At 59.6% G+C, this 19,721-nt stretch carries 15 protein-coding genes; 5 read left to right on the top strand and 10 right to left on the bottom strand.

Translation table 11 applies throughout. The features are described from left to right. From ACR0AI_RS21605 to ACR0AI_RS21595, 3 genes are all read right to left on the bottom strand, one after another. Positions 1 to 6,271, bottom strand: a 6,271-nt coding sequence (locus tag ACR0AI_RS21605; RefSeq protein ID WP_480701483.1) for a beta strand repeat-containing protein, incomplete at its 3' end; no start/stop codon positions are given. A 132-nt stretch (positions 6,272 to 6,403) separates the two neighbouring features. Further along, positions 6,404 to 7,138 (bottom strand): response regulator transcription factor, encoded by a 735-nt coding sequence (locus ACR0AI_RS21600; protein WP_480677141.1) that lies wholly within the window; start codon positions 7,136 to 7,138, stop codon positions 6,404 to 6,406. A gap of 321 nt (positions 7,139 to 7,459) precedes the next feature. Further along, the gene (locus ACR0AI_RS21595; protein WP_480677139.1) at positions 7,460 to 8,185 is read right to left on the bottom strand and encodes a 16S rRNA (uracil(1498)-N(3))-methyltransferase; all 726 of its coding nucleotides are present in this window, start codon (positions 8,183 to 8,185) and stop codon (positions 7,460 to 7,462) included. 12 nt (positions 8,186 to 8,197) lie between these two features. Between ACR0AI_RS21595 and ubiA the strand changes: the two genes are divergently transcribed. The 4 genes from ubiA (at position 8,198) to ACR0AI_RS21575 (ending at position 12,325) form a co-directional block, all read left to right on the top strand. Continuing rightward, positions 8,198 to 9,160 (top strand): 4-hydroxybenzoate octaprenyltransferase, encoded by a 963-nt coding sequence (gene ubiA, locus ACR0AI_RS21590; RefSeq protein ID WP_480677137.1) that lies wholly within the window; start codon positions 8,198 to 8,200, stop codon positions 9,158 to 9,160. Between the two features lie 64 nt (positions 9,161 to 9,224). Next, on the top strand, positions 9,225 to 11,159 hold the full coding sequence (locus ACR0AI_RS21585) for an OmpA family protein (RefSeq protein ID WP_480677135.1): 1,935 nt from the start codon (positions 9,225 to 9,227) through the stop codon (positions 11,157 to 11,159). Between the two features lies 1 nt (position 11,160). Next, positions 11,161 to 11,481, top strand: a complete 321-nt coding sequence (locus ACR0AI_RS21580; protein WP_170379160.1) for a hypothetical protein — start codon at positions 11,161 to 11,163, stop codon at positions 11,479 to 11,481. A gap of 313 nt (positions 11,482 to 11,794) precedes the next feature. Then, entirely contained in the window at positions 11,795 to 12,325 is a 531-nt protein-coding gene (locus ACR0AI_RS21575; RefSeq protein ID WP_170462571.1) for a hypothetical protein, read from the top strand. Positions 12,326 to 12,373: 48 nt separating this feature from the next. Here the strand turns inward: ACR0AI_RS21575 and ACR0AI_RS21570 are convergent, their stop codons facing one another. The 3 genes from ACR0AI_RS21570 to pgsA are packed head-to-tail and all read right to left on the bottom strand — an operon-like array spanning position 12,374 to position 13,736. Further along, positions 12,374 to 12,817, bottom strand: a complete 444-nt coding sequence (locus ACR0AI_RS21570) for a molybdenum cofactor biosynthesis protein MoaE (protein WP_480677133.1) — start codon at positions 12,815 to 12,817, stop codon at positions 12,374 to 12,376. A 1-nt stretch (position 12,818) separates the two neighbouring features. Then, positions 12,819 to 13,064: a molybdopterin converting factor subunit 1 gene (moaD, locus tag ACR0AI_RS21565; protein WP_170379166.1), complete on the bottom strand. Its 246-nt coding sequence runs from the start codon at positions 13,062 to 13,064 to the stop codon at positions 12,819 to 12,821. Between the two features lie 3 nt (positions 13,065 to 13,067). Continuing rightward, complete coding sequence (gene pgsA, locus ACR0AI_RS21560; RefSeq protein ID WP_480677131.1) at positions 13,068 to 13,736, bottom strand: CDP-diacylglycerol--glycerol-3-phosphate 3-phosphatidyltransferase; 669 nt, start codon at positions 13,734 to 13,736, stop codon at positions 13,068 to 13,070. A 183-nt stretch (positions 13,737 to 13,919) separates the two neighbouring features. Between pgsA and ACR0AI_RS21555 the strand changes: the two genes are divergently transcribed. Beyond that, the gene (locus ACR0AI_RS21555) at positions 13,920 to 14,804 is read left to right on the top strand and encodes a DMT family transporter (protein ID WP_480677129.1); all 885 of its coding nucleotides are present in this window, start codon (positions 13,920 to 13,922) and stop codon (positions 14,802 to 14,804) included. Here the strand turns inward: ACR0AI_RS21555 and uvrC are convergent. The 4 genes from uvrC to ACR0AI_RS21535 all read right to left on the bottom strand — a co-directional run bounded on the left by uvrC (position 14,801) and on the right by ACR0AI_RS21535 (position 19,703). Then, positions 14,801 to 16,675, bottom strand: coding sequence for an excinuclease ABC subunit UvrC (uvrC, locus tag ACR0AI_RS21550; protein ID WP_480677127.1), 1,875 nt, complete (start codon positions 16,673 to 16,675; stop codon positions 14,801 to 14,803). The two genes, ACR0AI_RS21555 and uvrC, sit on opposite strands and share 4 nt — an antisense overlap. 290 nt (positions 16,676 to 16,965) lie before the next feature. Further along, a complete protein-coding gene (locus ACR0AI_RS21545) occupies positions 16,966 to 17,745 on the bottom strand; it encodes an SDR family oxidoreductase (RefSeq protein ID WP_480677125.1) in 780 nt (259 codons plus the stop codon). Between the two features lie 20 nt (positions 17,746 to 17,765). Further along, positions 17,766 to 18,737: a calcium/sodium antiporter gene (locus tag ACR0AI_RS21540; protein WP_480677123.1), complete on the bottom strand. Its 972-nt coding sequence runs from the start codon at positions 18,735 to 18,737 to the stop codon at positions 17,766 to 17,768. 168 nt (positions 18,738 to 18,905) lie between these two features. Beyond that, on the bottom strand, positions 18,906 to 19,703 hold the full coding sequence (locus ACR0AI_RS21535) for a S49 family peptidase (RefSeq protein ID WP_480677120.1): 798 nt from the start codon (positions 19,701 to 19,703) through the stop codon (positions 18,906 to 18,908). Positions 19,704 to 19,721 lie beyond the last annotated feature (18 nt).

The raw sequence follows: 19,721 nt of genomic DNA, 5'->3' as shown, positions 1-19,721 counted from the left end.
AAATGCCGGTTGCCACCCCGGTTTGCAGGTTCACGGTCACGCCATCCGTCACAACGCTTCGATCATAGCGCACGGTATCGAACCCACCGCCAGCATCCAATGCGTCGGTACCTGCGCCCAGAATGAAACGCTCATCCGCATCAGAGCCGGTTACGTCATCATCACCGTCGCCGGTTTCCAGCTCAATCTGGCCGCCGGAACCGGATACGTTCAGATCGATTGAGCCGCTAGCGAAGGTGATATCGCCAGTGGTCAGATCCGCCGTGACATCTTCATCCACGGCGCCGGGGGTCACTGCATTCACACGTACGATGCCCGTGTCCAATGTCACGTTGACCGTGTCATCGCCGCCTTCGTAGAAGATGCCCGCCCATGTCTCGACACCGTCCTGAACGACAGTAAATGTGTCGTCGCCCTGCGTCCCAACAAGGCCGATCCCGAACGCCTCGCCCGGAGTTTCCGGGCTGATCAGCGTGTCGGTACCATCGGCACCTTTATCCACCGAACCCGTGTTGTTGGCATAGTCCAGTGTAACGTTGATCGGGCCGTCCAACGCGGCGTAGTTCAGCTCAACAAAGCTGGTGCCGCCGGATGTACTCAGGTCAATCTCGTCATCCCCCAGAGAGCCGTTGATGATATCGAGACCACCGGCCTCACCGTCGTTGCCTTCCGGATTGATCGTGTCGTCACCGGGTGTGCCATCCAGAACGTCATCACCCGGAGTGCCGATGACGTCGGAACCACCACCTGCATTTTCGGCCTGTAGCTCGGCAACCGTCCAGCCTTCCAGCCGGAGCGTTGCACCGGTCGAGACGAAAGTGACCACCACAGCGTCGCCATCCTGCACCGCTGCAGCAACGGCTGCGTCGATTTCGGCCTCGGTATAGGCAGGGTCCAGCTCGATTGTGTCGATGGCGTCGCCCTGATAGTCCTGAATGGTGTCGTTGCCACGTCCGACAAAGAACGTATCCGCACCATCACCACCGATCAGCAGGTCATCACCGTCACCGCCGATCAACGTATCGTCGCCGCCACGGCCCTCCAGACGTGAGCCGGTATTGGCCGCCGTCAGCATGTCGTCGCCCGTACGTGAGCCGCGCACGCGTTCAACATTGGACAGGGTGTGGGTAAAGGCCTGACCGTCCCAAATGCCGGTTGCCACCCCGGTTTGCAGGTTCACGGTCACGCCATCCGTCACAACGCTTCGATCATAGCGCACGGTATCGAACCCACCGCCCGCATCCAGCGTGTCAGTGCCTGCGCCCAGAATGAAACGCTCATCCGCATCAGAGCCGGTTACGTCATCATCACCATCGCCGGTTTCCAATTCAATCTGGCCGCCGGAGCCGGTCACGTTCAGATCAATCGAGCCGCTGGCGAAAGTGATATCGCCCGTGGTCAGATCCGCCGTGACATCTTCTTCCACCGGGCCGGTGGTCACCGCATTCACACGCACGATGCCGGTGTCCAACGTTACGTTGACGGTGTCATCTCCGCCTTCGTAGAAGATGCCCGCCCATGTCTCGACACCGTCCTGAACGACAGTAAATGTGTCGTCGCCCTGCGTCCCAACAAGGCCGATCCCGAACGCCTCGCCCGGAGTTTCCGGGCTGATCAGCGTGTCGGTACCATCCGCACCTTTATCCACCGAGCCTGTGTTGTTAGCATAGTCCAGTGTCACGTTGATCGGGCCGTCCAGCGCGGCGTAGTTCAGCTCAACAAAGCTGGTGCCGCCGGATGTGCTCAGGTCGATCTCATCATCTCCCAGAGAGCCGTTGATGATATCGAGACCACCGGCCTCACCATCATTGCCTTCGGGGTTGATAGTGTCGTCACCGGGTGTGCCCGACAACTCATCATCGCCGCTGGTGCCGGTGATCGTCTGACCAACCGCACCCACGAGTACCGACCGATCTGTTGCCGCGCTGGCATTGCCCAGCGCATCTTCGGCGACCGCAGTCACCTGGAAATTCGATGTCGGCACATCCGCCGCGGCGAAAGTGACCGAGAAATCACCATTCACGTCAGCAGTTGCCTGCTGGGATTCCGCACCGATCGAGACGGTGACGGTGCTGAACGCCTCAGCCGTGCCCGAGATGACGAGATCATCGGCTTGCTCGGACGGGTCGATAAAGTCGTCTCCGGCAATTGTATCCAAAGTCGGTGCGTCAGGTGCTGTCACATCAACCGAGAACCCTCCACCATCAACCGATCCACTGGACAGGGAGGTCAGCGGCAGGGTCGCCACCGCGGACACCGAATAGTCACCGCTGGCATCCGGCAGGTCTGCCTCAGCGAAGGTGACGCTCCAGCTGCCATCGGGGGCAACGACGGCCTGCTGATCCTGACCATCAATCGTTACGGTGACCGTGCTGCCCAAACGGCCCATGCCGGAAACCACCAGCCCGGCGGCCAGTTCGGTCGGGCCAAACGTGCCCGAGACCGGGGTGATTGTGGGCGTCAAGTTCGAAACCGGTTCAACCGTCACGGCCTGAGTGGCCTCGGCACCAGTATTGCCTGCCGCATCCGTGGCCGTTGCGCTGATCGAGAAACCCGCGTTCGGCACATCGGCCGCGTCAAAAGTCACGGAGAACACGCCACCATCGTCGGCGACTGTGGTTTCCACGACCCCATCAATCTCGACCTCAACGGTCGCGCCCGCCTCAGCGGTGCCGGTGATGGTCAGGTCTGCGTCCTGTTCTTCAAGTTCCAGCGCGTTGTTGCCCGCGACACTGTCAATCAACGGAGCATCAGGTGCGGTCACATCGACCGAGAACCCGCCGCCATCAACCGACGTGCTGGTGAATGCTGTCGGTGGCAAGGTCGCCACGGCAGACACCGCGTAGTCGCCCGTCGTCGCAGGCAGGTCTGCCTCGCCGAACGTCACGCTCCAGTTGCCGTCGCCGTCCACGACGGCCTCCTGATCCTCAGCATCAATCGTCACCGTGACCGTGCTGCCGGCGCGGCCTGTCCCAGTGACCGTCAGGCCGGATGCCAAATCGTCCGCACCCAAGACGCCCGAGACCGGATCAACGGTCGGGGTAAGGTCCGAGACCGGCTCGACCGAGATCGCCTGCGTTGCCGAGGCGCTGGTATTGCCCAGATCATCCGACGCTACAGCGCTGATGGAGAAGTCCGAGTTCGGAACGTCAGCGGCATCGAAGGTGACGCTGAACACGCCCCCCACACCGGCCACGTCTGTCAAGGTGACGCCCCCGATTGTGACCTCAACCGTCGCGCCTTCATCGGTGGTGCCGGTCACCGTCAGGTCCGCGCCGCTTTCCTCCAATTCGATCGCATTATTGCCCGCGACCGCATCCAGAACAGGCGCAGCTGCAGCGTCCAGATCGACCGAGAACCCACCGCCCGGGACCGAACCGCTGGAGAAGGATGTGCCCGCCAAGGTTGCCGTAGCAGAGACCGAATAGTCCCCCGTCGCGTCCGGCAAATCGGCCTCTGCAAAGGTGGTTGTCCAGTTGCCGTCACCATCAACGGTTGCGTCCTGCGTGACGCCGTCAATGTCCACGGTCACGGTGCTGCCCACGCGGCCCGTACCGGACACCACCAGCCCCGCGGCCAGTTCGGTCGGGCCAAACGTGCCCGAGACCGGCGTGATTGTTGGGGTCAGGGCCGAGACCGGCTCGACCGTGATGGGTTGTGTGGCCGCGCTGCTTTCATTGCCCAGCGCGTCCGTCGCCGTGGCACTGACCGAGAAGTCGTCTCCGGGCGCATCCGCCGCATCAAAAGTGACCGAGAACGCGCCACCCGCATCCGCAACAACCGTTTCAACCGCGCCGTTGAGAGTGACCTCAACCGTCGCGCCTGCCTCGGCAGTGCCGGTGATGGTCAGTTCTGTGCCCTGCTCCTCAAGCTCCAGCGCGTTGTTGCCTGCGATGGTGTCAATCACCGGTACATCGGGGGCTGTCAGGTCGACAGAGAACCCTCCGCCATCAACCGAACCACTGGTGAACGAGGTCGGCGGCAAGGTCGCTACCGCAGAAACAGAATAGTCACCACTCGCGTCAGGCAGATCATCTTCGACAAATGTCACGCTCCACGTGCCGTCGCCGCTGACGGTTGCATTCTGATCCGCGCCGTCGATGGACACGGTGATCGTGCTGCCCGCACGGCCTGTGCCGGTGACTGTGAGGCCCGATGCCAGTTCCGCAGACCCCAGCGTGCCCGAGACCGGATCAATGGTCGGGTCCAGATTCGCCTCAGGCTCTACCGTGATGTCACGATCAGAAGCGTCACTAGTGTTGCCCAGGCTGTCAGTCGCCTCGGCTGTGATGGTAAAGTCGCCATCCGGGATGTCGCTTGCATCGAACGTGACGCTGAACGAACCATCGGCGGCGGCGTTGTCCGTCAGAGTGACCCCGCTGATCGTCAAGGCAACAGTGGCGCCCACCTCGGCCGTGCCTGAAACCGTCAGATCCGACTCTCGTTCCTCCAATGCCAGAGCGTCATCGCTGGACACCGTGCCCAAGACAGGTGCAGCCGGTGGTGTCAGATCAACATCAAAGCTGCCACCCGAGACGGCCGGAACGGTGAACACAGACGACCCAGAGGGCGCGGCCGCAACCTCAACCGTGTAAGCCCCACTTACAGCGGGGAAATCAGCGGCGTCGAAAGTGAACAACCAATTGCCAGCGCCATCAACCGTCGTGGTCTGGCTGGCGTCAGGTGTCGCATCATCGCCATCGCTGAAGGTCACACGAACGATGCTGCCAGGGCGACCGGTGCCCGACATGACCGGAGCGCTATCTAAGTTTGACGGGCCGTAGGTACTCAAGAAGTCCTCAGACAGGACAACCGGTTCCAGCGGAACGATATTGTCCGCCTCATCGGCAAGATCTGCAGGATCAGTCGTGGCGATATCACCCGATTCAACTAGATCGACCAGTGTACCCTGCGCAACTTCCTGGTTGGCGACGATCTCGTTTTGCAAGGCGTCAAGATCGCCGGGATCCGCATTCTCTACTGCTTCATCAATATTCTCGTTCAGGGCCTGAACACTATTCGCAATCGCGCTGGCCTCGCCCGCTTCAACCTCAGCCTCTTCCAACGCTTCCGCAATCGCATCTGCGTCGCTCAAAACCGCCGACGGATCAGGATCCCCGGGACCAGCTGCCGCGTCCAGCAACTGTTGTGCGAGCGATGCGGCCACGGCCTCGGAGGCGTCCGAACTGCCTTCGGCGTCATCCTGCGTTGCAGCCGCCGCCGAGATGATTGCGGCAACCTGAGCCGCCGCTGCAAACGCTGCGGCATCCGAGGGGTCGCTGGCATTTTCAATCTGTTCGACTGGGTCAAGCTCCAACAGGTTGGTACCGCTGCCCAGACCCAGCGCGGCAGCCAGTTGCTCATTCGCTTCGGCTGTAGTCAACGGCGTGTCGCTATCGGCGCTCGCTTCGACAAGACTTTGTACAAGTGTGGTCAGCGGGGTGATGACGGTTGAACCCGCCGGGGCCGTCAGAGTGCCTGTGAACGCCTGGCCCGTCGAGGAATCCGTACCGCCAATCGACACAATCTTGGCAGTCGGGTTGGAGGGATCCAAGGTAATCGAATAGTTGCCCTGCGCATCGGTGGTCGTATTCGGCTCACCCGCGTCAAAAATCGCGTTGCCGTTTAAATCCTGAAAGACGGTGGCGTTGACCAGATAGCCATCAACAACCGTGCCCGTGGTAGGGGCGGTCGTCGATCCCGAGCCACCCCCATCGCTGCTGCCACCGCCGCCTCCGCCACCACCGGCGGCTCCGGCCAAGGCAAGCCCACCACCCACGGCAGCCAACGTTCCTCCGGACACACCTCCGCCCGCGGCTGCGGCTTCTGTCATCTGCAGCGCAACTGCCTCAGAGACCAGAACCTCGCTGCCAGACACGGTGAAGCTACCCGCAGGCAGGCGCATGACGGCTCCGTTTTCCAATGTGACCTCGGCGGTGCCATCGGGCAGAACCTCGATGGACTTCACCCCATCCAACGTGCGCAGAGACACCTCCGAAGACTGCGCTTGGGCAGACTCTGCACTCAACAAAACAAGGACTAGCGCGGTACTACCAGCGGCCAGCTTGGCAGCGGATTTGGCCGCCAGTTGCTTAAGAAAGTCGCCCCGCCCTTTGGTGTCGGTGGGAACCCGCACAGGTTGCGCCAATGTCTCTGGCAGCGCTTTGATAGACTGATCGAATTCGGCTGAGACACCGCGCAGCTCAACAGTAGATAGGGAGAACGAAGGCGTGCGGGCCAGGCGGCCTGTCAGTTGCGACTGCATATTCATGTGAGAGGTGGCTCCATCGAAAATACTGGTAAAGCGAGGCCAAAAACGGACCCCGACTATTCGTCGGCGAAAATTTGCTACCTCACTCTAGGAAACAGGCGGCGTTCGCCCAAGGTAGAGATATTTATACCTTCACAGGTTAATTAGGTTTTCTTTCAAAGCTATGGCGAGCGCCTGTTCACGGGTCGACGCCCCCAACGCCTTGCGCGCCAGTGAGAAATGCTTGTTCACAGCCGCTTCGCTGATGTTGAGACGTTCGGCGATGCGGGCCGTCTGACACCCACTGGCCAGCAACTCCAATACTTCTTGCTGACGTTGCGAAAGGACCTGAGTCATTGCTTTCAACTTTAGATTGGCTGGTGAGTGAATGGGTTCGGTAATGGAAGTGGCCAGCAAAGCCGCCAGCATCGTCAAATCGACAGCACTGTTGTCATGCGCAGCTTGCATTGTGTCGCCGGAACACAGCGTCACATAGACACCGCGCCGTCCAGGTTCTCCAAAACGGGAACCGATCAATGAGGCCAGCCCGGCAGATTTCAACCCGTGATCCAGGGCGTATTCCTTGTCAGATCGCGCATCCATGCGTTTCATCTGGCCGGATTCAACAATGTGGTATTCGTTCTGCCAGGCCAAATTCTCAAGCATGGCGTCCACCGACATGTAGTCTTCTTCGAGATACTCCGTGATCCAGTCTTCTGGCATGTTGGTGTTCATCCAGAAGATCTGCTTTTTGATCCCGTCGGCCTCACCGACCAGGATCGCCTCAATACCCTGCTTTTGAGATTGCGCGACAGCTTCATTCCATCGGTCTTCTGCGGAGGTGAGTCCGGCCAAAGCATCAACGAAATCTATCAGCGCGTTTTTCATGACGACCTGTGGCGTCCACTTCACTTGTTAATTTCACATTAAATCAAGAAATAGAGAAATTAAAATTTAGTCAACTTTTTGATGCTTTTCGGACCTCGAAGAGGCAATTTACTTTCAAGGGCTTGGCGCGTGATGGAAGTCTTCGTACTTTCATGTGATTGATTTCGTTTTGACAGCTGCCTCTAAACGCATGAAAACGGTTTCAGAATGAGAACTCTTCTAACGTCGGTTTTTCATTGGATTGCACTTCATTTAGGTACAATTTCACCTGACTGGACCCATTGTTCAAAATGCCAAAAAATCGCCGCAACTAAACTTGGGCTAAAACCAATCACCCAGCGCCTGCTGCCACATGGTTAGCGCTGCCACCGCGGCCGTATCAGCGCGCAGGATTCGCGGGCCGAGGCTAACCACGTGCGCAAAGGGCGACGCGGCCAATCGGGTGCGTTCTTGGTCCGAAAACCCGCCCTCGGGGCCAATCAGAATGGCCCATGGTTGGCCTTTCTCTTGCGCGGCCAGCCGCAGGGCTGAACCGACCTCGGCCTCATTGCAGAACATCAAATGCCGTTCCTGAGGCCAAGTATCCAGCACGCGGTCCAGTTTTTGCAGATCCGCGACTTCGGGAACAAAGGTACCGCCGCATTGTTCGGCGGCCTCGACCGCGTGCGCCTGGAGCCGGTCCTGCCGGATACGCTCGGAGTTTGTGTACTCTGTCTGCACCGGTAGAATGCGCGCGGCCCCCATTTCTGCGGCTTTCTCGACAATGAAATCCGTACGCGCCTTTTTAATCGGCGCAAACAGGAACCACAAATCCGGGGGCAATTGCAAAGGCTTGGTCTGCTGCAGGCAGGACAGAACGCCGCCGCGCTTGCCCGCCTCAGAGACTTCGGCCAGCCATTCCCCATCACGGCCGTTGAACAGCGCAATCTGCGCGCGAACGGATTGCCGCATCACGCCGAACAGGTAATGCGCCTGCTCACGCGTCAAAGGAACCGATTGCCCCTGACCCAAGGGCTGCTCTACATACAGTCTGATCTTCGCACTCATGAGACCCTACATATGCAAGGCAATGCTCCAACACCAGACGGTCAGGTCGCTGATGCTGTCACCGGCAATTGGGTAGACACCCGCGCGCCCGCCTTCTCCCGCCCCTACCTGCGGCTGAGCCGGGCGGACCGGCCGATCGGAACGTGGCTTTTGCTGATCCCCTGCTGGTGGGGGTTGGCGCTGGCGATCCTCAGCGATGGCACGCCGCGGCTGGAGGATGCATGGATTGCGGTAGGCTGTGCCATTGGGGCCTTTTTGATGCGCGGTGCGGGATGCACGTGGAACGACATCACCGACCGCCATTTCGACGCGCAGGTCGAACGCACAAAATCCCGCCCGATCCCCTCGGGTCAGGTCAGTGTGCGGCAAGCCGTGATCTGGATGGGTCTGCAGGCGCTGATATCGCTCGGGATTCTGCTCAGCTTCAATACAGGCGCTATCTTCATGGGCGTTCTGTCGCTAGTGCCAGTTGCCCTCTATCCCTTTGCGAAACGGTTTACGTGGTGGCCGCAGGTGTTTCTGGGACTGGCCTTCAACTGGGGCGCGCTGCTGGCCTGGGTGGCCCATACCGGATCGCTGGGCTGGCCTGCGGTGATGCTGTATCTGGCGGGTATCGCGTGGACGCTGTTCTACGACACGATTTATGCGCATCAGGATACCGAGGACGACGCGCTGATCGGTATCAAATCCACCGCGCGTTTGTTCGGGGCGGATACGGCTAGATGGCTGAAGTATTTTCTAATCGCCACAATCTCGCTGATGGGATTGGCAATCATTGATGCTGGCGTGCCGGATTCACCGTTCTGGATTGTCACGATTGCGTTGGGCGGACCATGGGCCATGGGCTGGCATATGCTATGGCAGCTGCGCAATCTGAACATCGAGGACAATGCCAAATTGCTGATGCTTTTCCGGTCGAACCGGGATACCGGCCTAATTCCGCTGATCTTCCTCTGCGTCGCGCTGCTGCTCTGATTGCACCTGCGCGCCGGGGCCTGTACAACCCCGCCCAAACGCCCGAGGAGTCTGAAGCCCGCATATGCGTCTGCCCTATTTTGTAGCTGTTTGCCTGATCTTTCTCGTCTCTGCCGGCCTGTCCCTTTTGGCTGCGGGCTTTGCCGTGACAAAGGTCGAAGACGCCTCGGAATTCGCCGTCCGACGCGCGCTGGACCTGAAAGGTCACAACTGGGCCGAGGTCGAATCCGACGGTCTGCGCGTCATCCTCACAGGCACCGCGCCGGATGAGGCGATCCGCTTCAATGCCCTGACCGCTGCTGGGACCGAGGTCGATACCTCTCGCGTCATTGACGAGATGGACGTGGCCGCCACCTCGGAGCTGGCCGCCCCCAGGTTTTCCGTGGAAATCTTGCGCAATGATAGCGGTGTCTCGGTGATCGGCCTGATCCCGGCCAGCGAGGACCGTGAGTCCCTTATGGACGGGTTACAGGCGCTGGACGGCGACCATACCGTCTCGGACCTGGTTGAGACAGCCGACTACCCAAAACCCGATGGCTGGGACGATGCGCTGGCCTATGCCGTGCTGGCCCTGTCCGACCTGCCCCGCGCCAAGATCTCGGCCAGCCCCGGCCTTGTCCGGATCACTGCGATTGCCAACAGCCAGCAGGAAAAAGACAGGTTGGAGCAAGATCTGACCCGCGCCGCGCCGCCAAGCGTGCGGATTGGTCTATCCATATCAGCCCCGCGTCCGGTGATCACGCCCTTTACCTTGCGCTACCTGATTGACGAGGCCGGAGGCCAGTTCGACGCATGCTCCGCCCAGGATGAAGACGCCCGCGATCAGATCATCGCAGCGGCGGAGGAAGCCGGTCTTGCCGGACCCTCCTTCTGCACCATTGGTCTGGGTGTACCCTCCCCCCGCTGGGCGGAAGCCGCAGAACAGAGCATCAACGCGCTTGCCGAAATTGGGCAAGGATCGGTGACAATGTCGGATGCGGATATCACTCTGGTCGCAGCTCAAGGCACGAACCCGGCGCTGTTCGACCGCGTCGTGGGTGAGCTGGAAAACGCGTTGCCCGAGGTGTTCGCCCTGCATGCCGTGCTGCCCGAACCCGAGGTCGCGGATGAAACCGGACCCGTCGAGTTCTCTGCCACCCGCAGCCCCGAGGGTCTGATCCAATTGCGCGGCCGCGTCGGTGATGAAGTTCTGCGCGACATGGTCGACAGCTATGCCCGCGCGGCGTTTGGGTCCGACAATGTCTATACCGCGACCCGTATCACCTCGGATTTGCCGATGGACTGGCCCGTACGTGTTCTGGCCGGGCTTGAGGCCCTGTCCCAACTGCATAACGGTGCATTGACTGTAACGCCCGAGTTGGTCGACCTGAACGGCATCAGCCATGATGAAGAAGCCAAGGCCCGGATCGCCGGTCTGCTTTCGGACAAGCTGGGCGATGCGCAGAACTTCACCTTGTCTATCACCTATGTCGCCCCGCCCGAACCCGAAGACGCCCTGCCCGATCCTGAACTTTGTGAAGAAGGTATCGCTGAAATTCAGGCCACCAGCAAAATCGCGTTCGAGCCGGGCTCGGCCACGATTGCTGCGGAGTCGCGCGATACGGTCAATCAGATCGCCGATATCTTGCGTGATTGCGGCCCGATCCGGATGGAGATTCAGGGCCATACCGACAGCCAGGGCCGTGAAGAGATGAACCAGCAGCTCAGCCAAGCGCGGGCGCAGTCGATCCTGAACGAGTTACGCGGACGGCGCATTCCGACCTCAAGCTATACGGCCGTCGGCTATGGCGAAACACAGCCAATCGCCGACAATGACACCGAAGAGGGCCGCGAAGAAAACCGCCGGATTGAGTTCCGCCTGATCCGGCCGGAACCCACCGAGGCCTCGGAAACCGGCCTCGAGGCGCTTGAGACCGGGGCGGAAGACGAGACCGAGACGTCCGCATCAGAAGACCAGACCGAGACGACCGCGCCGGATGCGGAAGCAGAGGACCAGTAAGTTGAACAGAGTAGAATTCATCATCGCCACCGCCGTCATCCTGTTCGCGGCTTTCTGCATGGGATGGTTTGCCAACTGGCTGGCCCATCGCCTGTCCCGCGTGCGCCAAAGTGACGTCGCCGATCTGGACCGTATGAGCCAGGAACTGCACGAGGCCGAGGAAACCCGCGATCAGGCCATCACCTATCTGCAGCAGCGCGAGGCCGAGCTGACCAACCAGCTGACCCAAACCGAGGCAGAACTGGCCGCTGCCATGGACGGCCTCCGCGCCGCCCGGCAAGAGGCCGAAGAAATGCGCGGACGCATCAACAACGCGGACTAGTAAGACCCGCCGGGTCTTTTGTCTCGCGCTCCGTTCAGACGACGACACGGGAGCATGCGCCGCCGTCGAAGTTAGTGATGGCGGTTCGGATTTTACCTGAGTCATCCGGCAACACGAACGTCCCAAGTCTGCTGAAAGCGCGGCAGAGTCTTCGTATCCCGGTTAAACCCGAAGCGCCTGCGCGGCTTGGGTCGGCGGATTTTAGCCGGTCTGACTCCGGTTTCTTTAGTTTTTCAACAAATTCAACATAATGAATGAGTGTGTTTTTGCCTGCACACAGAACTGTCCTTTTTCTGTAAAACTGGAGTCTATCATGAATTTCCAAGTTACTTTGAAGACCGCCGCTACCCTTGCCGCATTTGGCGCAACTGCCGCCTTCGCCTCAAGTGATGTTATCCCGTCCGAGAATGACACGTTTTCGAAATGGGGTGAGGAATCCGGCTGGACTATCTATGTCGATGATACCCGCGGCTCATGCCTCATTGAGCGTGTTGACGAAAATAACAACGTCGTACAGATGGGCCTGACCAAGGATCAGGAAATGGGATACCTTGGTGTCTTCACTCAGAATGACATTGGCCTAAAAGGCAAAAAGGAAGACATTATCCTGTCGCTGGACGGCAATGTCTACGAAGCCAAAGCCTACAAGAAGACCAAGCATCTCGCGGAAGGGTATACAGGAGGCTACATTCTGGCCAACAACCCGCAATTCGTTGAGGACGTCATGAAAAAGTACGATATGACAGTCTTCCCGGAAAAAGAGAGCGGATTTACCGTAAGTCTTGATGGCACCTTGAAAGCGATCGAGGCGGCGCGGACCTGCAATACGGAGCAGAATAGCTAAGCTATTCCATTTGGCCCGGCACTTGGAAACGGGTGCCGGAGCCGACCTCTACCACCGCGTCAGGGCGTCTTCGTCTTCGTCCTTCGCGGCCACCCATTCGGCAACTGAATTGGTGATCTCTTTCTTCCAGAACGGTGCGCGGGATTTCAGGTAGTCCATCAGATATTCTGCCGCTTCAAACGCATCCTTGCGATGCGGTGCGGCTGTCGCGACCATCATGATCCGGTCGCCCGGAGCCAGCCTGCCGTGGCGGTGGATCACCAGAACATCACCCAAAGACCAACGCTCCTTGGCCTCTTCCGCGATCTTTGTCAGAGCGCGTTCGGTCATGCCGGGATAATGTTCGATCTCCATCACATCCAGATCGCCCGAGGCCAGATCGCGCACGACACCCGTAAAAGTCACGATCGCCCCGTTGGCGTCATCACCAGCGGCAAAGGCATTGGCCTCGGCCCCCAGATCAAACGCCTCTTCCTGAACCACGATCCGCATCTCAGCCGCCCGTCATCGGCGGGAAGAACGCAACCTCACGCACACCGGCCAAGGGGGCGTCAAAGTCGGACAGCTCCTGATCCAATGCCACCCGAAGCGCTGAGAGATCTGCAAAGGCCGCGGCATAGCGATCCTCGCGCGCGCTGAGTTCAGCTACCAGATCAGACACGGTCGCAGCTTGCGTTTCGACCTTTTCTTTCGGCAGGCCGATGCGTTCGCGAACCCAAGCGAAATACAGCACGTCCATCGGTTAGCTCTCCTTCAGATGCGGCATGGCTTTACGTAGGTAGTCATAGCCGCTGATCAATGTCAGCGTGGCGGCAATCCACAGCAGCCACAGGCCAATGCGCCCTGACCAGAACATTCCCTCAAGGTGCCAGCGGATGTTGTTGAAGTCCTCAGCCTCTCCGGTCAAGACCTGATCTATGATCGTGGGATCCATGCCGAAGGTGGCCATGACGAAGTTGTGCTCAAAAATCCCCTGCGAGAACAGAATGGCGATGGCAAACATCTGGGCCGTCGTCTTCCACTTTGCCAGCTTCGTCACCTTGAGCGTTCCGGCAACATCACCCAGATATTCACGCAGGCCCGAGACGAACACTTCGCGAAACAGGATCACGGTAGCGGGCAGTACCAGCCACGGGGTCCAATGCTCGGTCGAATATCCAACGAGGATCATCAGCGCGATCACGACCATCGCCTTGTCGGCAATCGGGTCCAGCATCGCGCCCATTTTGGTTTCCTGCTTCCAAGCCCGCGCGAGATAGCCATCAAACCAGTCGGTGATCGCGGCGGACATGAACAGGATCAGGGCGAACCAGTCGGCATAGGGGCGGGTGAAATACAAAAACATCACAGCCAGACCGGGCGCGGCCAGCAGGCGGAGCAAGGTCAGAATATTGGGCAAGTTCCACTTCATGAACCGACACTACATCGCCGCCCAAGGACAGAAAAGACAGACAAATGAAAAACTGACCCGTTCACAGAGGGTTGTGGGGCAAAAAGTCAAAGGGTCGCAACCAGGAACTCTCGGGCAGATACAGCTTGGCCCGGGGCAGCTTTGCGGTCAGATTGGCGCACGGCCCAGCAGCGACGGAAGACCATGACCGCACATATTCGAACCGACCCCCGATCAAACCTGATCGGAAGCGCGTGGATGATCGCGGGCATGGCACTGTTCGCGCTCGAGGATGCGCTGTTGAAAGGGGCCTCGGCGCATATGCCGATCTGGCAGATCCTGATCCTGTTCGGTGCCGGTGGCGCGATCATCTTTGCCGCCGTCGCCCTGCTGCGTGGCGCCAGCTTGTTGCATCGGGATGTGCTGTCACGGCCCATGAAGGTGCGCGTTCTCTTCGAGATCCTGGGGCGGATGTTCTACGTGCTGGCGATCACGCTGACGCCTCTGTCAGCGGCAACCGTGATCCTGCAGGCGACACCTTTGGTCGTGGTGGCAGGTGCCGCGCTGTTTTTCGGCGAAACCGTCGGTTGGCGACGGTGGAGCGCGATTCTGGTCGGTCTGATTGGCGTCGTGGTCATCATTCAACCGACCGGAGACAGCTTCTCGGCCCTGTCGATCCTGGCCGTCCTGGGCATGCTGGGCTTTGCCGGGCGCGATCTGGCCAGCCGCGCCGCACCCGCGACGCTGGGGACCGAGGTTCTGGGCTTTTACGGCTTCCTCTGCATCATCGTGGCTGGTCTGGCCTATCAGTTCTGGGAAGGGGTGCCGATGGCTCCGCTAGACCTGAACGCAAGCCTGCACGTTGGCGGAGCGATCCTGATGGGCACTGCCGCCTATGCCTCGCTCATGAAAGCCATGCGAACTGGTGAGGTCTCGGCCGTTACGCCGTTCCGCTATTCCCGCCTGCTGTTTGGCGTCGGGCTGGGCGTAGTGATATTTGGCGAAACGCTGGATCAGACCATGTGGATCGGCAGCGCGCTGATCGTGGCCTCGGGGCTGTATATCCTGTGGCGCGGCCGCAAGGCCTAGCCCTTGTCGTGGAAGAAATCATAGACTTTCTGCGCCAACCCGGCCGAGATCCCTTCGACCGCTTTCAGATCCGCCAGATTGGCCCGGCTGACCGCCTTGGCACTTCCGAAATGAGTGAGCAGAGCACGTTTGCGAGCGGCCCCTACACCGGGGATCTCATCCAGTGGCGTCGCGCCCACAGCCTTGGCCCGTTTCGCGCGGTGGGTACCGATTGCGAACCGGTGAGCCTCATCCCGCAGGCGCTGAATGAAATACAGCACAGGGTCGTTGCGTTTCAGGGCAAATGCACGCTGACCGATGCGGTGGAATTCCTCTTTGCCGTGATCCCGATCAACACCCTTGGCGACGCCGACCATCGGGATATCTTCAACGCCATGCTCGACCATGATCTGATGCACGGCACTCACCTGCCCGGCCCCGCCATCGATCAGCAGGAGATCGGGCCACATGCCCTTTTCACGATCCGGGTCTTCTTTTTGCAGGCGGGTGAAGCGGCGGGTCAGAACCTCTTTCATCATCCCGAAGTCATCACCGGGCGTGAGGTCATCGCCGCGAATGTTGAACTTGCGATAGGCGTTTTTCATGAAGCCCTCGGGGCCAGCGACGATCATGCCGCCGACCGCATTGGTGCCCTGAATATGCGAGTTGTCATAGACCTCAATTCGACCCGGCGGGTTATCCAGATCAAACGCGTCAGCCACACCGCGCAGCAGTTTGGCCTGTGTGGCGCTTTCCGACATGCGGCGAGCCAGAGATTCACGCGCGTTGCGTAGGGCACCAGCGACCAGTTCCTGTTTCTCACCGCGCTGGGGCACGAGGATTTCCACCTTGCGTCCGGCTTTTTCAGTCAGCGCTTGCTCCATCAGGTCAGCGTTTTCGATCCCGTCCGACAGGATCAACTGACGCGGTGGTTCCTTGTTGTCGTAGAACTGGCCGAGGAACGCCTCCATCACCTCAGCCGGGGACACATCCGTGCCGACGCGAGGGTAGAAATCCTTGTTCCCCCAGTTCTGGTTCGCGCGGATGAAGAACACCTGCACACAGGCCTGCCCGCTGTCCATATAGAGGCCAATCACATCCGCCTCGGTCACGCCGCGCGGGTTAATGCCTTGGCTGGTCTGCACCTGCGTCAGCGCCCGGATACGATCCCGCAGACCGGCAGCACGTTCGAACTCCATAGCCTCGGAGGCGGCCATCATCTGTTCCGCTAGTTCCTCTTGCACCTTGGTGGACCGGCCCGAGAGGAAGCGTTCGGCATCCTTGACGCTTTCACGATAGTCGGCTTCCGAGATCAGCCCGACGCATGGCCCCGAACACCGCTTGATCTGATAGAGAAGACAGGGGCGCGTGCGGCTGTCGAACATGGAATCCGAGCAATTGCGCAGCAGGAACGCCTTTTGCAGCTGGTTCAGCGTCCGGTTCACCGCACCCGCGCTGGCGAAGGGGCCGAAATAGGCGCCTTTCTCTTTCTTCGCCCCGCGATGTTTCTTGATCTGCGGAAAGCCGTGGTCCTTGGCGACCAGAATATTCGGAAAGCTTTTGTCGTCTCGCAGCAGCACGTTGTACTTAGGCTTCAGCTGCTTGATCAGGTTCTGCTCCAGCAGTAGCGCCTCGGTCTCGGTCCTTGTGGTCAGGAACATCATCGAGGCGGTCGAGGCGATCATCTTCTCGATGCGGCCCGAATGCCCCGGGCGCGTGTAGTTCGACACCCGCGCCTTAAGGTTCCGCGCCTTGCCCACATACAAAACCCGACTGTCCGCATCCAACATCCGGTACACACCGGGCGAGCTGTCCAGCGTTTTCACATAGCGCTGAATGCAGGCATAGCCGGTGGGCTGAAGCTCGGGTGTCGATTCGTCCTGGGTCGTCATGGGCCTGAGATATGATTCTCTGTCTATGGCTGCAATCTTGGGCGCTTCAGTTCAAGAGAAAACAAATCCACGGTTTCTGTGGATAAGTATGAAGATAAGTTTCCGTGAGCGTAGAATCTTCCTTGTTTCCTTGCTTGTTCGTCAATTTGCACAAAAAACAGGCATATACTTAAGCGATTGTTTTTTATTGATATTTTTTTACACGCTTAGCAAGTGTATGAAAAATAAGACGTTTTTGTAACGGCTAAGTAACGCAAAAGAGAGCGGTGCAAAACTTGCAGCGGATTTACTTATTCTACGCCCAGCACATCCGGCGTTTGCCATCCCAAATGCTGCCCACCATCCACGCACAAAAGCTGCCCAGTGACAGCATGCGCGTCCAGAAAATAGCCCAGTGCTGCGGTGATATCTGACGGGTTCGAGCCCCGCTCCAGCACTGTGTTGGCGCGCTGGGTTTTGAAGTGCTGTTCGCTCTGACGATGTCCCTGCATGGTCGGTCCGGGACCGATTGCGTTGACGCGGATTGCGGGTGTCAGCGCTTGGGCAGCCGTGCGCGTCAGCGCCCATAGGCCCATCTTGGCGATGGTGTAGCTCATGAATTCAGGGGTCAGTTTCCGCACCCGCATATCGACCATGTTGACGATCAAGCCGGAAGCCTGCGGCTCTCCCTGCGCATCTGTATCGGGCTGCAAGCCCTGTTCGGCCATGGCCTGAGTCAGAACGAAAGGCGCGCGCAGATTGCTGTCGAGATGCCGGTCCCAGCTTTTGCGCGTGGCCGTATGGATATTGTCATACTCAAAAACCGACGCGTTGTTGACCAGACAGGTGATCGGCCCGCCCAAAGCCTCAGCCGCGCGGGGCAACAGGGCGGTCACCTGCGCCTCATCCAGCAGGTCGGCCTGCAGCGCCAGTGCTTTGCGGCCCAGCGCCTGAACTTCGGCAACCGTCTCAGCCGCGGGCTGTTCCGAGGTCGCATAGTGGACAGCAACATCATACCCGCGCCCAGCCAGATACAGGGCCATGGCTCGGCCCAAGCGAATGCCGGCTCCGGTTACTAGCGCTCGGGACATGGATACCTCTTTCCGTCAGATCACATCAGCAATGTGGTGACATAAAGCGCATAAAGGAAAGTCAACACCAGACCCCAGATCCGCGAAATATCCTGTTTGAAGAACACAAACGGGATCAGCAGCAACGATGCGGCCAGCATGACCCACAGGTCGTACTCAAGGAATTCCGGATCAACCGGGATGTTGCCGAACCACGTGGCAATGCCTACGATGGCCAGCAGGTTAAACATGTTCGAGCCAATCACGTTGCCCAGCGCCACATCGGCCTGACGCCGTAGCGCGGCCATAACGGTCGTTGCCAGTTCAGGCAGAGAGGTTCCGACAGCAACAAGTGTCAAACCGATCACCGTCTCGGTGATCCCGTACATCAGGGCGATTTCGGTGGCGTTTTCGACCAACAGATGCGCGCCCATGGGCAGGCCAATCAAGCCAAGGATCACGTAGATCGAGATCTTCCAATAGGGCATGTTCGGATCGGCCTCTTCCAGACCATCCAGCTCTTCGTCCTCGGCACATGCGTCGGCTGCATCTGCACAGGCTTTGCGATGCGCCTTGGCTTCGCGAAAGGCGTTCCACAGCACCAACCCAAGCGCGGCCAGCAGAATGGCTCCGCTGATCAAATTGAACACCCCGCAGAAGGCCAGGCCGATGAACAGGACACTCGCCAACAGCATGAAGACATAGTTCTTGCGGCTATCGCACTCGCTGGTGTGTAGCGTCGCCAACAAGGCAGGCAGTCCCAGAACCAGAAGGATGTTCGCCGTGTTGGAGCCGACGACGTTACCCAAGGCGATGCCCGGTGCGTTCTCCTTCACCGCGCTGATCGCAATCAGCAACTCAGGTGCCGACGTGCCAAAGGCAACGATCGTCAGACTGACGATCAGGGCGGGCACACCCAGCCGCAGGCTCAGGTTCACAGCACCGCGCACCAGCGCATCACCTGCCAGCAGCAAGATCACCAATCCAAGGCCGGAGAGCAGCCATGCCGTCATGTCCGGCCTCCTTTTTCACAGGCGCAGGGGCCTTTGCCGATCCTGAACCGACCGCAACGCGGACATTTGGCAGAACTCAAGCGGTTTTGCCCCGGAAAGCGCAGCTTGCCGAACATCGCCAAAACACCCATGGCGACCAAAAACAGAGTGACGATCTTGATGATCACGTTACAGACCGAAACGCGCGAAGGCCGCCCGCTCCTCTAGCCCCGCTACGGCGTCCTGCGCCAGCGCGGCCCCGAAACGTGACCAAAGTGGTTTGCGCACGCCGTAGCGGCGAAACTTCACCTTGTCGCCGAAACGCTCCTGCATCTTGGGTTTCAGATGGGCGATGCCTTCGATCAGACCCAGTTCCTGCGCGCGCCGCGCCAGCCAAATCTCACCAGTGAACAGATCAGCATCCGCGTCCAGCTTGTCGCCACGACGGGTTTTGACATGGGTGATGAAATTCTCGTGGATGTCTTCCAGCAGGCGTTCCAGCCGCGCGACATCCTCTTCCTTTTCCGGGCGGAACGGGTCGAGCATGGATTTCGACTTCCCGGCCGTGTGAACACGCCGCTCAAAACCCTGCTTCACCAGAAATTCATGTGCGCCAAATCCGGCCGAGATCACCCCGATCGACCCAAGGACCGAGCTATCATCGGCCCAAATCTCATCCGCTGCCGCCGCCAGCCAATACCCGCCCGAGGCCGCAACGTCTTCGACAAAGGCCACGACCGGTATCTCAAGCTCTTCCGACAGCCGCCGGATACGCGCGCCGATCAGAGAGCTTTGCACAGGCGACCCGCCGGGCGAGTTGACCTCGAGCGCGACGGCCACGGGCTTACCTTTGCGAAAGGCCTTCTCCAGCACAGGTGCCAGCGAGGTATCATTCAACGCGCCGCGTCCGGCCATGCCTATGGCACCGGACAGGCGAACGATGGCCACGACGGGCGGTTTTTTGACAAAAGGCAGGCTGAGTTTCATGGGTGCCGATGTAGAGTG

It is taken from the genome of Ruegeria sp. BG3, from assembly GCF_056538485.1.
This window is presented reverse-complemented; position numbering and strand designations above follow the sequence as displayed.

Excerpts from the sequence above, each read along its gene's own strand:
- uvrC (WP_480677127.1), bottom strand. The coding sequence starts at position 16,675 with ATGACGACCCAGGACGAATCGACACCCGAGCTTCAGCCCACCGGCTAT.
- ACR0AI_RS21575 (WP_170462571.1), top strand. The coding sequence starts at position 11,795 with ATGAATTTCCAAGTTACTTTGAAGACCGCCGCTACCCTTGCCGCATTT.
- ACR0AI_RS21595 (WP_480677139.1), bottom strand. The coding sequence starts at position 8,185 with ATGAGTGCGAAGATCAGACTGTATGTAGAGCAGCCCTTGGGTCAGGGG.
- pgsA (WP_480677131.1), bottom strand. The coding sequence starts at position 13,736 with ATGAAGTGGAACTTGCCCAATATTCTGACCTTGCTCCGCCTGCTGGCC.
- ACR0AI_RS21585 (WP_480677135.1), top strand. The coding sequence starts at position 9,225 with ATGCGTCTGCCCTATTTTGTAGCTGTTTGCCTGATCTTTCTCGTCTCT.
- ACR0AI_RS21600 (WP_480677141.1), bottom strand. The coding sequence starts at position 7,138 with ATGAAAAACGCGCTGATAGATTTCGTTGATGCTTTGGCCGGACTCACC.
- moaD (WP_170379166.1), bottom strand. The coding sequence starts at position 13,064 with ATGGACGTGCTGTATTTCGCTTGGGTTCGCGAACGCATCGGCCTGCCG.
- ACR0AI_RS21570 (WP_480677133.1), bottom strand. The coding sequence starts at position 12,817 with ATGCGGATCGTGGTTCAGGAAGAGGCGTTTGATCTGGGGGCCGAGGCC.
- ACR0AI_RS21540 (WP_480677123.1), bottom strand. The coding sequence starts at position 18,737 with ATGACGGCATGGCTGCTCTCCGGCCTTGGATTGGTGATCTTGCTGCTG.
- ACR0AI_RS21545 (WP_480677125.1), bottom strand. The coding sequence starts at position 17,745 with ATGTCCCGAGCGCTAGTAACCGGAGCCGGCATTCGCTTGGGCCGAGCC.
- ACR0AI_RS21555 (WP_480677129.1), top strand. The coding sequence starts at position 13,920 with ATGACCGCACATATTCGAACCGACCCCCGATCAAACCTGATCGGAAGC.
- ACR0AI_RS21535 (WP_480677120.1), bottom strand. The coding sequence starts at position 19,703 with ATGAAACTCAGCCTGCCTTTTGTCAAAAAACCGCCCGTCGTGGCCATC.
- ubiA (WP_480677137.1), top strand. The coding sequence starts at position 8,198 with ATGCAAGGCAATGCTCCAACACCAGACGGTCAGGTCGCTGATGCTGTC.